The sequence below is a fragment of the Pseudomonas sp. R1-1 genome, from assembly GCF_051132135.1.
Classification (GTDB): Bacteria; Pseudomonadota; Gammaproteobacteria; order Pseudomonadales; family Pseudomonadaceae; genus Aquipseudomonas.
Genome location: NZ_CP071663.1, coordinates 5544471 through 5558755, shown reverse-complemented (window position 1 = coordinate 5558755; position 14285 = coordinate 5544471). Strand labels below are relative to the sequence as shown.

Annotated in this window: 12 protein-coding genes; 7 read left to right on the top strand and 5 right to left on the bottom strand. The window is 60.8% G+C overall.

Annotated features, from left to right (window positions below; translation table 11 throughout):
- Nucleotides 1-30: 30 nt before the first annotated feature.
- Nucleotides 31-2517, top strand: a complete 2487-nt coding sequence (locus tag J3P75_RS24930; RefSeq protein ID WP_434708552.1) for a circularly permuted type 2 ATP-grasp protein — start codon at nt 31-33, stop codon at nt 2515-2517.
- On the top strand, nt 2517-3407 hold the full coding sequence (locus J3P75_RS24925) for a transglutaminase family protein (protein WP_434708551.1): 891 nt from the start codon (nt 2517-2519) through the stop codon (nt 3405-3407). The genes J3P75_RS24930 and J3P75_RS24925 overlap by 1 nt, the downstream gene beginning before the upstream one ends.
- Before the next feature lie 205 nt (nt 3408-3612).
- Here J3P75_RS24925 and J3P75_RS24920 read toward each other — a convergent pair whose 3' ends face one another.
- Both J3P75_RS24920 and J3P75_RS24915 read right to left on the bottom strand, forming a co-directional pair.
- Complete coding sequence (locus J3P75_RS24920) at nt 3613-3810, bottom strand: hypothetical protein (RefSeq protein ID WP_332765198.1); 198 nt, start codon at nt 3808-3810, stop codon at nt 3613-3615.
- Between the two features lie 67 nt (nt 3811-3877).
- Nucleotides 3878-4465, bottom strand: coding sequence for a TIGR00730 family Rossman fold protein (locus J3P75_RS24915; protein WP_434708550.1), 588 nt, complete (start codon nt 4463-4465; stop codon nt 3878-3880).
- A gap of 339 nt (nt 4466-4804) precedes the next feature.
- On the opposite strand from J3P75_RS24915, the gene azu reads away from it, so the two are divergent.
- Nucleotides 4805-5248 (top strand): azurin, encoded by a 444-nt coding sequence (azu, locus tag J3P75_RS24910; protein WP_093105336.1) that lies wholly within the window; start codon nt 4805-4807, stop codon nt 5246-5248.
- Nucleotides 5249-5364: 116 nt separating this feature from the next.
- Here the strand turns inward: azu and nadE are convergent, their stop codons facing one another.
- The 3 genes from nadE to J3P75_RS24895 all read right to left on the bottom strand — a co-directional run bounded on the left by nadE (nt 5365) and on the right by J3P75_RS24895 (nt 8535).
- On the bottom strand, nt 5365-6192 hold the full coding sequence (nadE, locus tag J3P75_RS24905; protein ID WP_434708549.1) for an ammonia-dependent NAD(+) synthetase: 828 nt from the start codon (nt 6190-6192) through the stop codon (nt 5365-5367).
- Between the two features lie 4 nt (nt 6193-6196).
- The gene (pncB, locus tag J3P75_RS24900) at nt 6197-7420 is read right to left on the bottom strand and encodes a nicotinate phosphoribosyltransferase (protein WP_203420521.1); all 1224 of its coding nucleotides are present in this window, start codon (nt 7418-7420) and stop codon (nt 6197-6199) included.
- 215 nt (nt 7421-7635) lie between these two features.
- Nucleotides 7636-8535: a LysR family transcriptional regulator gene (locus J3P75_RS24895; protein WP_434708548.1), complete on the bottom strand. Its 900-nt coding sequence runs from the start codon at nt 8533-8535 to the stop codon at nt 7636-7638.
- A 162-nt stretch (nt 8536-8697) separates the two neighbouring features.
- Between J3P75_RS24895 and amaB the strand changes: the two genes are divergently transcribed.
- The 4 genes from amaB (at nt 8698) to J3P75_RS24875 (ending at nt 14283) form a co-directional block, all read left to right on the top strand.
- Nucleotides 8698-10188 (top strand): L-piperidine-6-carboxylate dehydrogenase, encoded by a 1491-nt coding sequence (amaB, locus tag J3P75_RS24890; protein ID WP_434708547.1) that lies wholly within the window; start codon nt 8698-8700, stop codon nt 10186-10188.
- 154 nt (nt 10189-10342) lie between these two features.
- Nucleotides 10343-11626, top strand: a complete 1284-nt coding sequence (amaA, locus tag J3P75_RS24885; RefSeq protein WP_434708546.1) for an L-pipecolate oxidase — start codon at nt 10343-10345, stop codon at nt 11624-11626.
- 367 nt (nt 11627-11993) lie between these two features.
- The gene (locus J3P75_RS24880) at nt 11994-13127 is read left to right on the top strand and encodes a branched-chain amino acid ABC transporter substrate-binding protein (protein WP_126359604.1); all 1134 of its coding nucleotides are present in this window, start codon (nt 11994-11996) and stop codon (nt 13125-13127) included.
- Between the two features lie 241 nt (nt 13128-13368).
- Complete coding sequence (locus J3P75_RS24875) at nt 13369-14283, top strand: ABC transporter permease subunit (protein ID WP_041480712.1); 915 nt, start codon at nt 13369-13371, stop codon at nt 14281-14283.
- Nucleotides 14284-14285: the final 2 nt, after the last annotated feature.

Genomic DNA, 14285 nt, shown 5'->3' with positions numbered 1-14285 from the left:
GACCGTTCCTTGCTGTCTGCCGAGCTTTCCATGCCTGACCTGCTAGACCGCTACCCGCTGAATGCGGGCACTTATCATGAACTGCTCGACGGCAGTGGAGCGGTGCGCGCGCATTGGCAGCGGCTGTTCGATCAGTTGCAGCGCAGCACCCCGGCGCAGCTGATTCAGCGCCAGGCACTGCTGGCCCGGCAGATCCAGGAAAACGGCGTGACCTATAACGTCTACGCCGACCCAAAAGGCGCCGACCGGCCGTGGGAACTGGACCTGCTGCCGCATGTGATTGCGGCGGATGAATGGCAGCAATTGTCCGCCGGCATCGCCCAGCGCGCCCGGCTGCTCAACGCGGTACTGGCCGACCTGTACGGCCCGCAACGGCTGATCAGCGAAGGTCTGCTGCCAGCGGAGCTGGTATTCGGCCACAACAACTTCCTCTGGCCGTGCCAGCACGTCGCAACCCCGGAACAGACCTTTTTGCACTTGTATGCGGTGGACCTGGCGCGGACCCCGGACGGGCGCTGGTGGGTGACGGCTGATCGCACCCAGGCGCCGTCCGGCGCCGGTTATGCCCTGGAAAACCGCACCATCGTCTCGCGCGCGTTCCCCGAGTTATACCGCGATCTCAAGGTGCAGCATCTGGCCGGATTTTTCCGCACCTTGCAGGAAACCCTTGCGCGGCAGGCGCCGTGCGACGATGACGCGCCGTTGGTGGTGCTGCTCACACCGGGGCGCTTCAACGAAAGCTATTTCGAGCATTTGTATCTGGCTCGCCAGCTCGGCTATCCCCTGGTCGAGGGCGGTGATCTGACGGTGCGCGATGCCACGGTCTATCTGAAAACCCTGAGCGGCCTGCGCCGGGTGCACGCGATCATGCGCCGGCTTGATGATGATTTCTGCGATCCGCTGGAGCTGCGCACGGACTCGGCGCTTGGTGTGCCCGGCCTGCTCGAAGCGGTGCGGCAGGGCCGGGTGCTGGTGGCCAATGCGTTGGGCAGCGGGGTGCTGGAGTCGCCGGGGTTGCTCGGGTTTCTGCCGAAAATCAATCAATACCTGTTTGGCGAAGAACTGATCCTGCCGTCGATTGCCACATGGTGGTGCGGCGAAGCGCCGGTGCTCGCGCAGGCATTGGAAAAACTCCCGGAGCTGCTGATCAAGCCGGCGTTTCCCTCACAAAGTTTCGCCCCGGTGTTCGGTCGCGATTTGTCTGAAACGCAACGTCAGGAACTGGCCGCGCGCATGCAGGCCCGGCCGTATGCCTATGTAGCGCAGGAGCTGGCGCAGCTGTCCCAGGCGCCCGTCTGGCAAGCCGACGAAGGCCAGTTGCAGCCGCGGGCGATCGGCATGCGCATGTATGCGGTGGCCAGCGCTGATGGTTATCGGGTGCTGCCCGGCGGCTTGACCCGGGTCGCCGCCGAAGCTGATGCCGAAGTGGTGTCGATGCAGCGTGGCGGGGCGAGCAAGGATACCTGGGTGCTCGGTGAGCGACCGCCGAGTGGCGAGCAGTGGAAGAGCCAGCGCAATGTCGGGGTCCATGATCTGGTGCGGCGTGATCCGTACCTGCCGTCACGGGTGGTGGAGAATCTGTTCTGGTTCGGTCGCTATTGCGAGCGCTGCGATGACAGCGCGCGTCTGTTGCGGATCATGCTCGCCCGCCATGTCGATGGCGATGACCCGCAAGCATTGCAGGCCGCGGTCGATCTCGGTGAGCGGCTGTCGCTGCTGCCCGACGAAGGCGAACTGCCGGAACGCCTGCTTGCAGCCTTGCTCGGCGACGACTGGTCATTCAGCCTGCGTTCCAATCTGCAACGCTTGCAGTGGGCGGCGTCGCAGGTGCGCGGCAAGCTTTCGCGGGAGAACTGGCAAGCGCTGGTCGAATTGCAGCGCGAAGCGATGGAACTGGAAACCGATGAGCCGGACTTTGCCGAATTGCTGGATTTCCTCAACCGTCTGGTAATGTCGCTGGCGGCGCTGTCCGGTTTCGCCCTGGATGACATGACTCGTGACGAGGGCTGGCGCTTCCTGATGATTGGCCGGCGCATCGAGCGTCTGCAGTTTCTCAGCAGCAGCCTCGCCGCATTTTTGCGCGGCGCCGGGGCCTATGATCAGGCCGGGCTGGAATGGCTGCTGGAACTGGGCAACAGCAGCATCACTTACCGCTCACGCTATCTGGCCGTGGCGCAGTTGATTCCGGTGCTCGACTTGCTGCTGCTCGATGAGCAAAACCCGCACGCGGTGCTGTTTCAGCTGAAACTGGTGACGCGCACGCTGAAACGCCTGAACGATGATTTCGGCGCGCCACGGGAGACCGGCCTGGCGAAACTGGTCGAGCGTCTGGCGCGGTTCGATCTGGGCTGCCTGGAAAATCCGTTGTTCGGTGAGTCCAGCGTGCGCGCCGCGCTCGAGGGGCTGGCCGATCTGCTGCAGGACATCGCCGAAGCCAGCGGCCAGGTTTCCGATCGCCTGGCGCTGCGGCATTTCGCTCATGTCGATGATGTCAGCCAGCGCACGGTGTCCGTCTGATGAATGCTCGCTACCAGATCTTCCACGACACCTGTTACCACTACGACAGCCCGGTTTCGCTGGCGCAACAACTGGCGCACCTGTGGCCACGTGAATGCGCCTGGCAGCGCTGCACTGAACAGCAATTGCTGATCAGCCCGGAGCCTACGTCGCGCCGCGATGAATTGGATGTATTCGGCAATCCGCTGACCCGTCTGGCGTTCGAGCGCCCGCATGACCAACTGCAGGTCGGCGCACGGCTGACCGTCGAGGTGCTGGCGCGGCCGGTGCTGGATTTCAACCAGTCGCCGGCCTGGGAATCGACCCGCGATGCGCTGACCTACAGCAGCCAGCCGTTGCCTGCCGATGTGCTCGAAGCGTGCCGTTATCGGTTCCAGTCGCCTTACGTACATCTGAAACGCAGCTTCGTTGAGTTTTCCCACAGCTGTTTTCCGCCCGGCCGCCCGTTACTGTTGGGCGTGCAGGACTTGATGGAGAAAATCTTCAGCGAATTCACCTTCGATGCCGAGGCGACCCAGGTGGCGACGCCGCTGGTGGAGGTGCTGGAGCGCCGGCGCGGGGTCTGTCAGGACTTTGCGCACTTGATGCTGGCGTGTGTGCGCTCGCGAGGGCTGGCGGCGCGCTACGTCAGCGGTTATTTGCTGACTCAACCGCCACCGGGACAGCCACGGCTGATCGGCGCTGATGCTTCGCATGCCTGGGTGTCGGTGTTCTGCCCGGTGCTGGGCTGGGTGGATTTCGATCCGACCAACAACGTGCAACCGGCGCTGGAGCACATCACCCTGGCGTGGGGGCGGGATTTTTCCGATGTCTCACCGCTGCGCGGGGTGATTCTGGGGGGCGGCAATCATGACCCGGAAGTGAGCGTGACGGTAATGCCGCTGGACTAACGCAGATCAACCTGTAGGAGTGAGCCTGCTCGCGATGGCGGTGTGTCAGCGATGAATATCATGACTGACACGCCGCCATCGCGAGCAGGCTCACTCCTACAAGGGAATCGGGGGGGCGCGAAGGGGGCTGTGAGGGCCGGCAGCAGAACCGCCAGCCCTGTCACAAATCCGCAGGGTTCGATGCGCTGATCAAACCCGGTGGGGCTCAGGCGTCGGGCGCCTGGTCTTTCGGTGCATCAGGTGCATCGGGTGCATCAACATCATCTTGCGTCGCCACTTCACCGTCAGGGTTCAGTGCCGCTTCTTCAGCGGTTTGTTTCTTGCGCTGAAGCTTTTCCTCTTTCTTCTGTTCCTTTGCCAGGTCTCGTTGACGTTTGGCGAAGGAGTAATTGGGTTTGGCCATGGGCGATCCTCTAGGTCGAAGGTGAGGTTGAGCGGCGCGTATTCTGCCCTGTATCGGTGCCCGAGGGTTAACCGGGTTTTTGGTCGACCCACTTGGGCGTGACGGTCGGCCGCCATTGATCAAGGGCGTCGAGCAGGGAATCCGGCGATTCGCTCACTTGCAGCATGTCACGGTGTGGCGCGCGAACGAAGCCTTCGCCGACGATATGGTCGAGAAAAGCCGTCAGTTTGCTGTAGAAAGCGTTCACTTCCAGCAGGCCGAGCGGCTTGGGATGGTAGCCGAGCTGGCCCCAGGTCCAGACTTCGAACAGCTCTTCGAGCGTGCCGAGGCCACCGGGCAGCGCAATGAACGCATCGCTGAGTTCGGCCATCCGCGCCTTGCGCGCATGCATGCCGTCGACGACTTCCAGACGCGTCAGGCCTTTGTGACCGATTTCCTTGTCCATCAGGCTTTGCGGAATGATCCCGAGCACTTCACCGCCAGCGGCCAGGGCCGCATCGGCAACAATGCCCATCAAACCCACGGCACCGCCGCCGTAAACCAGCGTCAGCTGCCGTTCGGCCAGTGCTTGGCCGAGGGCCACGGCGGCTTCGCTGTAAGCCGGATCAGCGCCCGCATTGGCACCGCAAAACACACAAACGGATTTCAAAGACATGCCTTACTCCTGAGTCGATCCGTCACAGGGTAATGGCTGGCACGCCTCGAACCAAGGGCTAAACTTCGCGCTCTGGCGATTCGAACGTGCCGCTGGCGCCACAGGCGTAGGCGGCGAGCAAACTGCGTAACAGACCGTTGATGAACATGATCGTACTCCGTCTCGGTTGATGGGCCGATCATAGGTGGGGCCGCCTGAATTGGCCGTTAGATTGTTTCCATGAGTGTCATAGCCTGAAAGTTGTATACAATTTTTGACACAAGTCATAGGAACTTGCGAAGATTTCAGGCAGTCTTTCCACCACTAGTGCTTTTGTTAACCCTGCCTTGGAGATTCACCATGTTTTCCAAAGTTGTTGCGGTATCCCTGCTGGCGCTGGCCAGCAGCCAATTGATGGCCGCCGAGTGCAAAACCACCGTTGACTCCACCGATCAGATGTCCTTCAACACCAAGGAAATCGTGATCGACAAGAGCTGCAAAACGTTCACCGTCGAGCTGACCCACTCCGGCAATCTGCCGAAGAACGTCATGGGCCATAACCTGGTGATCAGCAAAGAAGCTGACATGCAGCCAATCGCTACCGACGGCCTGGCAGCGGGTATCGACAAGAACTACCTGAAGGAAGGCGATGCGCGCATCATCGCGCACACCAAGATCATCGGCGCCAAGGAAACCGACTCGCTGACTTTCGACGTGTCGAAAGTGGCTGATGGCGGCTACGGTTTCTTCTGCTCGTTCCCGGGCCACATCTCGATGATGAAAGGCACCATCGTCGTCAAGTAAACCTGTGGGAGCGAGCCTGCTCGCGAAGAGGCCATCAGCCTCACAGAAATATTGATGACCAAAGAAAAGCCCGCTGAGGATCACTCCCCAGCGGGCTTTTTCATGCCTTCACAAGATCAGGGCGCAAACGGCATGACCCGCTTGTGATGCGTCTTGTTGTACGTATCGACAATGATCTTCGCCGCCTCGTCACGCACCGTTTTACCGTGCAGAAACGCGTCGATTTCGGCATAGGTCACGCCATGCGCCGCTTCGTCCGGTTTGCCCGGCGAGAGATCTTCCAGGTCCGCCGTCGGCACTTTCTCGACCAGCGACTCCGGTGCACCAAAGCTACGGGCAATTGCGCGCACATGATTTTTCACCAGACCGCTGAGCGGGGCGAGGTCACAAGCGCCATCGCCAAACTTGGTGAAGAAACCCATCACCGCTTCCGCCGCATGGTCGGTACCAATCACCAGACCGCCCGCCACACCGGCAATCGTGTACTGCGCAACCATGCGCATGCGCGCCTTGGTGTTGCCCAGCACAAAATCCACCGACGCCGCCGGTTTGCCTTCAAACGCACCCACCTGCGCGGCCAGCGCCTTGACGGCCGGGCCGATGTTCACAGTGTGAATTTCGTCCGGGGCGATGCAGTCGAGCGAAGCCTGTGCATCATGCTCGTCGAACTGGGTTTCGTACGGCAGGCGTACGGCGATGAATTTGTAGCCAGTGTCGCCGGTCTTTTCGCGCAACTCACGCATGGCGCGCTGGGCCAGCAGGCCGGCGGTCAGCGAATCGACGCCGCCGCTGATGCCGAGCACCAGTGTCTTGAGCCCGGAATTGACCAGGCAATCCTGAATGAACGTCAGGCGCCGGACGATTTCGGCCTGCAGGGCCTGATCATCGGCGAATGGCGGTTGCACCTTGAGCTGCTCAGCAATCTCACGCTGTACGGCTTGCATGAATTCACTCCTTGCTAGATAGACTGGAATCGGCAGGAACCTGGAACACATGTCGCAAATAGGCGACGAAATTCGGGTCTTTGCAATGGGTCTTGCCTGGCTCGTCGGAGATCTTCGCCACCGGCTGGCCGTTGCAGGCGGTCATTTTAAGCACGATGCTCATCGGTTCGACACCCGGGATATCACAGGTGAAGTTGGTACCGATGCCGAAGCTCACATTAATGCGACCGTGCAATGCGCGGAAAATCTCCAGCGATTTTGGCAGCGTCAGACTGTCGGAAAACACCAGGGTCTTGCTCATCGGGTCGATGCCGAGCTTGTGGTAATGGGCGATGCACTTTTCGCCCCAGGCCACCGGATCGCCGGAGTCATGGCGCAAGCCGTCGAACAGCTTGGCGAAAAACAGATCGAAATCGCCGAGGAAGGCATCGGTGGTGATGCAGTCGGTGAGGGCGATGCCGAGCAGCCCGCGGTACTCGCGGACCCAGCAATCGAGCGCGGCAATCTGGCTGTCGATCAGGCGCGGGCCGAGTTGCTGGTGGGCCATGATCCATTCGTGGGCCATGGTGCCCAGCGGTTTCATGTCCAGCTCGCGCGACAGGTGCACGTTGCTGGTACCGACGAAGCGGCCGGGGAAGTCGTGTTTGAGCACATTGACCACTTCGGCCTGCACACCATAGGAGAAGCGCCGGCGGGTGCCGAAATCGGCGACTTGCAGCTGCGACAATTCATCGGCCGAAGCATTGGCGCTCAGCCAGTCGAACTTGCGGTACAGCTGCTCGCGCGCGCGTTCCAGCGACATGTCGTGATAGCGATGGCGGTTGCGCACCTCGCTGACAATCGCCAACAACGGTACTTCATAGAGGATCACATGCAGCCACGGCCCGCGCAGGCGGATGAACAGCTCGCCGTTCTCGATGCCGGTCTGCACGTAGCGGAGGTTAAAGCGAAACAGCCCGAGAAAGCGCAAAAAGTCCGGTTTGAGAAAACTGATGCGTTCAAGGAAATTCAGTTGATCGCCGCTCAGGCTGGTTTCGGCCAGGCGCTCGATCTGAAAGCGGATCTCCGCCAGATACGGGCGCAGGTCCTCGCTGTTACGGCAACGGAACTCCCATTCGACCTCGACGTTGGGGTAGTTGTGCAGCACCGCCTGCATCATCGTCAGTTTGTAGAAGTCGGTGTCGAGCAGGTTCTGCACGATGCGATCGGCAAACACACTCTCGCTCATAACGGGGTCTCCAGGTGCGCCGCGCCGTGGCGCGGTCTATATCGATGGCGCTAGTGGCGCATATCAGCGGTGGGGATTGCCAGCATTTTTTAAGTCCATCGCAGAGCCCTGTGGGAGCGAGCCTGCTCGCGAAAGCGGTGTATCAGCTGAATACAGGTTGACTGACCCGACGCCTTCGCGAGCAGGCTCGCTCCCACAGGGGCACCGGGCGTATTTCAGGTTGGACTGTCAATCTGCTCCAGCATCCACTTCACGAAATCCCGCACCTTGGGCACTTCCGCCGCGTGCTCCGGATACGCCAGGTAGTAGGCATCCGTGCTGAGCATTGCATGCGCCCACGGAATGACCAGTTTGCCGTCGGCCAATTCCTCTTCCACCAAAAAGCGTGGTAACAGCGCCACGCCGCAGCCGACTTGCGCTGCGCGGATGCACATATAAAAGGTTTCGAAACGCGGCCCGTGATAGCTGTGTTCGGTCTGGTAGCCCTGGCTGTCGAACCAGTCGTGCCACGCTTGCGGTCGCGACGCATTTTGCAGCAGGACCAGATCGGTCAGTTGCGTCGGATCAGTCAATGGCGCAGCTGGCAAGCTGCCCGGTGCGCAAACCGGCACCAGCTCTTCGCCGAACAGTTTCAGACACTCGGTCCCCGGTCGCGCGCCCTGACCGAAATAGAACGCCAGATCGCTGCGCCCTTGCAGCAAATCGTCCGCCTCCTGCTCGTTGCACAGGTCCAGATGGATCGACGGATGGCGCAGGCGCCAGCCTTTCAGGCGCGGCACCAGCCAGCGGGCGCCGAAGGTCGACGGCGTGGAGACGCGCAGGACTTCGGTTTCGCCGCCGTAGGAACGCAGGTAATGCGTCGACATCTCGACCTGGGTGAGGATTTTTCTCACTTCCACCAGGTACAAATCCCCGGCCGGGGTCATCTGCAAGCGCCGACGCACGCGGCGGAACAACAAATGCTGTAACAACTCTTCAAGCTGCGCGACCTGTTTGCTCACCGCGCTCTGGGTCAGGTTCAGTTCTTCCGCCGCGCGGGTGAAGCTCAGGTGTCGGGTCACGGCCTCGAAGCACTGCAACGCGGTGATCGAGGGCAAGTGGCGTTTGTTCAGCATGGCCAGTCCTTTTCTTGTCTTTCTATGCTCAGCATGAATAAACGGAATGATATCTGGCGTAAAGGTCGTTTGTTGCCGCCGTCATTGAACGCTACAACTAAAGGCCTCCCGGTCGTGAAAAGGCGGCCGCACACATTCAGTTTTTCGCTTGAGGAGTGACCCATGGTTGCCGCATTGCTTGATCGTCTCGGTGTGAACCCGGCCCTGTATCAGAACGGCAAAGTGCCGGTGCATTCACCGATCGACGGCAGCCGCATCGCGGCGGTGAACTGGGAAGGTGCGGCCGAAGTCGAGCAGCACATCAGTCGCGCCGATCATGCATTCGAACAATGGCGCAAAGTGCCAGCCCCGCGTCGAGGCGAGCTGGTGCGCCAATTTGGCGAAGTGTTGCGCGAATACAAGGCCGACCTCGGTGAGCTGGTGTCGTGGGAAGCAGGCAAGATCACTCAGGAAGGCCTGGGCGAAGTGCAGGAGATGATCGACATCTGCGATTTCGCCGTCGGCCTGTCGCGTCAGTTGTACGGTTTGACCATCGCTTCCGAGCGCCCGGGCCATCACATGCGCGAAACCTGGCATCCGCTCGGCGTGGTCGGGGTGATCAGTGCGTTCAACTTCCCGGTCGCGGTGTGGGCGTGGAATACCACCCTGGCGCTGGTCTGCGGCAATCCGGTGGTATGGAAGCCGTCGGAGAAAACCCCGCTGACCGCGCTGGCCTGTCAGGCCTTGTTCGATCGCGTGGTGAAGAACTTCAGCGATGCGCCGGCGAGCCTTTGCCAGGTCATCATCGGTGGTCGCGATGCCGGTGAAGCGCTGGTCGATGACCCGCGTGTTGCGCTGATCAGCGCCACCGGCAGCACGCGCATGGGCCGCGAAGTGGCGCCAAAGGTCGCCGCGCGTTTTGCCCGCAGTATTCTTGAACTGGGTGGCAACAACGCGATGATCCTCGGCCCGAGCGCCGATCTGGACATGGCCGTGCGTGCCATTCTGTTCAGCGCCGTTGGCACCGCCGGGCAGCGTTGCACCACGTTGCGCCGGCTGATCGCCCATGAGTCGGTGAAAGACGAAATCGTCACCCGCCTTAAAGCCGCGTATTCGAAAGTGCGTATCGGCCATCCATTGCAAGGCAATCTGGTCGGCCCGCTGATCGACAAGCACAGCTTCGAAAACATGCAGGACGCGCTGGAGCAGGCGCTGAGCGAGGGCGGTCGGGTGTTCGGCGGCCAGCGTCAGCTTGAAGACCAGTTCCCCAACGCTTACTACGTGTCGCCGGCCATCGTCGAAATGCCCGAGCAGAGCGACGTGGTCTGCAGCGAAACCTTCGCGCCGATTCTCTACGTGGTCGGCTACAGCGACTTCGAGGAAGCACTGCGCCTGAACAACGCGGTGCCGCAAGGCCTGTCGTCGTGCATCTTCACCACCGATGTGCGTGAAGCCGAGTGCTTCATGTCTGCGGTGGGCAGCGATTGCGGCATTGCCAACGTCAACATCGGCCCGAGCGGTGCGGAAATCGGCGGCGCGTTCGGTGGTGAAAAGGAAACCGGCGGCGGCCGCGAATCCGGCTCCGACGCCTGGCGCGCCTACATGCGCCGGCAGACCAACACGGTCAACTATTCGCTGGAGCTGCCTTTGGCGCAGGGCATTACATTCGACTGATTGGCAGATTGAGGTGATCCCCTGTGGGAGCGAGCCTGCTCGCGAATGCGCCAGGTCAGTCGACATCGATGTTGGCTGATTTACCGCTTTCGCGAGCAGGCTCGCTCCCACAGGATCTGCAGTGTGTTTGTTGGGTTTCTGTTGGAGTCTGGCAATGCCGTTACGCGAAGAATGTCTGTGGGAAACGCTCACGCCACAACGCCCGGATCACACCGCGCTCAGGGGCGAGGTCAAGGTCGATGTCTGCGTGATCGGCGCCGGGTTCACCGGGTTGTCGGCGGCGCTGCACTTGCTGGAAAAAGGTAAAAGCGTCTGCATTGTCGAGGCACATCGCGCCGGGCATGGCGGGTCCGGGCGCAACGTCGGGCTGGTCAATGCCGGCCTGTGGATCCCACCGGACGAGATCGAAGCCGGCTTCGGCGAGGCGGTCGGCAGCCAGCTCAACCGCATGCTCGGTGCGGCGCCGGCGCTGGTGTTCAGCCTTGTGGATAAATACCGCATCGACTGTCAGCTGCGCCGCGAAGGCACTTTGCACATGGCGCATAACGCCAAGGGCGAGGCCGACCTGCGCAGTCGCGAACAACAATGGCAGCGCCGTGGCGCGCCGGTCGAACTGCTGACCGGCAAGGCCTGCGAGCAAGCCACCGGTACGCAGAAAATCGCCGCCGCGCTACTTGATCGTCGCGCCGGCACGCTCAACCCGATGGCGTATGTGACCGGGCTGGCCAATGCGGTGCTCGGGCTTGGCGGGCAGATGTTCGATCATTCACCGGTCACCCGCCTCGAACGCGTCGGCCAGCAATGGTCAGTGCAGACCGGGCAAGGCTCGGTACTCGCCGAGCAAGTGGTGATCGCCTCCAACGCCTACACCGAAGGCGACTGGACCGAGCTCAAGCGCAATTTTTTTCCCGGCTATTACTATCAGGTCGCTTCCGTCCCGCTGAGCGAAGACGCCGCACAGGAAATTCTGCCCGGCGGGCAGGGTTCGTGGGACACCCGTCAGGTGCTGAGCAGCATCCGCCGTGACAAGGAAGGGCGGTTATTGCTCGGCAGCCTCGGCAATGGCAATCAGAAACCGACCTGGTTTCTCAAGGCCTGGGCCGACCGGGTGCAGCAGCATTACTTCCCCAATCTGAAGCCGGTCGAGTGGGAATGCACCTGGACCGGGCGCATTGCCTTTACGCCCGATCACCTGATGCGCCTGTTCGAACCGGCACCGGGGCTGGTGGCCGTCACCGGCTACAACGGCCGCGGCGTCACCACCGGCACGGTGGTGGGCAAAGCCTTCGCCGATTATTTATGCAATGGCGACCCGCAGGCATTGCCGATTCCCTTTGCACCGATGCAGCCCCTGGCCGGCGTCGGCTTGCGCAGTTGCCTGTACGAAGCTGGATTCTCGCTGTATCACGCGGGCCAGTGCCTGCGCATCGTCATTTGAGTGTTGAAATTTGTTGCCGGAAGCGGCGCTTTTGAATCGAGCGACTAGCCTGTAATGGTGCGGGTTGTAGCAGTCCCGCACCAGCAGTGTGCAGTTCGGTGACGCGGGCTGTTACAGGCTGGTTGCACGTCGTTTGCCGCTGCGGTTGCAATGATGGCGCACGCAGGTTGCGCCTGAAAAAAACAATGGTTTCACCTTCCGCGGTTTAGACGGTTGCACGCCCAATGAAAATGGGAACGAAACAGTCGAAATAACAAGAAAGCAGCGACTTTTTGAAGAATAAAAAACCGCTGGCACGGGCCTTGCTCTGAGCTTTGAGTGAAGTGAAGTCGCAGTGCCAACTAAAAAAACCTTGGAGCACCACCTCATGTCCCAGACGTTTTACAAGAAAGGCTTTCTGGCCCTCGCAGTAGCTGCTGCGCTGGGTGTTTCTGCGTTTGCTCAAGCTGATATCAAGATCGGTGTAGCGGGTCCAATGACGGGCGCCAACGCGGCGTTTGGCGAGCAGTACATGAAAGGGGCACAGGCAGCGGCTGACGCAGTCAATGCGGCGGGCGGCGTCAACGGGGAGAAAATCGTTCTGGTCAAGGGCGATGACGCCTGCGAACCGAAGCAGGCCGTGACGGTCGCCAAGGACCTAACCAACCAGAAAGTCGCCGGCGTGGTCGGTCACTTCTGCTCTTCTTCGACCATTCCAGCCTCGGAAATCTACGACGAAGCCGGAATCATCGCGATTACCCCGGGTTCGACCAACCCGCAAGTCACCGAGCGTGGCCTCAGCGCCATGTTCCGCATGTGCGGGCGTGACGACCAGCAGGGCATCGTCGCCGGCGATTACATCGTCGACATGCTCAAGGGCAAGAAAGTCGTCGTGCTGCATGACAAGGACACCTACGGTCAAGGCCTGGCAGATGCCACCAAGGCTCAGCTGGAAAAACGCGGCGTCAAACCGGTGCTGTACGAAGGCCTGACCCGTGGCGAGAAAGACTTCAGCACCATCGTTACCAAGATCCGTGGCGCCGGTGCCGACGTCGTCTACTTCGGCGGTCTGCACCCGGAAGCCGGTCCACTGGTTCGCCAGTTGCGTGAACAAGGTCTGAAAGACGTCAAATTCATGTCCGATGACGGCATCGTGACCGACGAACTGGTGACCACCGCTGGCGGTCCGCAATTCACCGATGGCGTGCTGATGACCTTCGGCGCCGACCCGCGCCTGCTGCCAGAAAGCAAAACCGTAGTGGATGCTTTCCGCAAGGCCGGCACCGAGCCTGAAGGCTACACCCTGTACGCCTACGCCTCGGTCCAGACCCTGGCAGCTGCATTCAACGGCGCGAAGAAAAACGACGGCGAAGCGGCGGCGAAGTGGCTGAAAGCCAACCCGGTGAAAACCGTGATGGGCGAGAAGACCTGGGATGCCAAGGGCGACCTGAAAGTCTCCGACTACGTGGTTTACCAGTGGGACAAGGACGGCAAATACCACCAGCTGGAAAAACAGAAGTAAGGGCTGAGGTGATCATCTGATCACCACGGTTCCCTTGTAGGAGTGAGCCTGCTCGCGATAGCGGTTGAACATTCGACACATGTGTTGCCTGTCAGTCCGTCATCGCGAGCAGGCTCACTCCTACAGGGGGCGGTGGTGGTCCGATGATCACACTCCGACATTGCTCCGACGTAAATCTGTATTTTTCCTAGAAGAACCGAGCGCCCAGGGCGCGCAGGTTCTCACTGCGTGAGATTGCGTTATGGATGGTATTTTCCTGCAGCAACTGGTCAACGGCCTGACCCTCGGGTCGGTCTATGGCCTGATCGCCATCGGCTACACAATGGTCTATGGCATCATCGGCATGATCAACTTCGCCCACGGCGAGGTTTACATGATTTCTGCTTACCTGGCGGCAATCAGTCTGGCTCTGCTGGCTTACTTCGGTATTGAATCCTTCCCGCTGCTGATGCTCGGCACCCTGATCTTCACCATCGTGGTTACGGCGGTGTATGGCTGGGTCATTGAGCGCGTCGCTTACAAACCCCTGCGCAACTCGACCCGACTGGCACCGCTGATCAGCGCCATCGGTATTTCGCTGATTCTGCAAAACTATGCACAGATCGCCCAGGGCGCCAAACAACAGGGCGTGCCTACCCTGCTGACCGGTGCCTGGCGTGTCGAAGTCGGGACCGGCTTCGTGCAATTGACCTACACCAAAGTCTTCATCCTGATCGCCGCTTTCGTCGGCATGGGGTTGCTGACCTACATCATCAAATACACCAAGCTGGGGCGCATGTGCCGGGCCACCCAGCAAGACCGCAAGATGGCCTCGATCCTCGGGATCAACACCGACCGGGTGATTTCCTACGTGTTCATCATCGGTGCAGCCATGGCGGCACTGGCCGGCGTGCTGATCACCATGAACTACGGCACCTTCGACTTCTATGCCGGCTTCATCATCGGCATCAAGGCATTCACCGCAGCGGTACTCGGCGGGATCGGTTCACTGCCCGGTGCGATGCTCGGCGGGATCATCCTCGGCATCTCCGAGTCGTTGTTCTCCGGCCTGGTCAACTCCGACTACAAAGACGTGTTCAGCTTCTCGCTGCTCGTACTTGTTCTGGTCTTCCGACCGCAAGGTCTGTTGGGCCGTCCTCTTGTGTCGAAGGTGTAAGC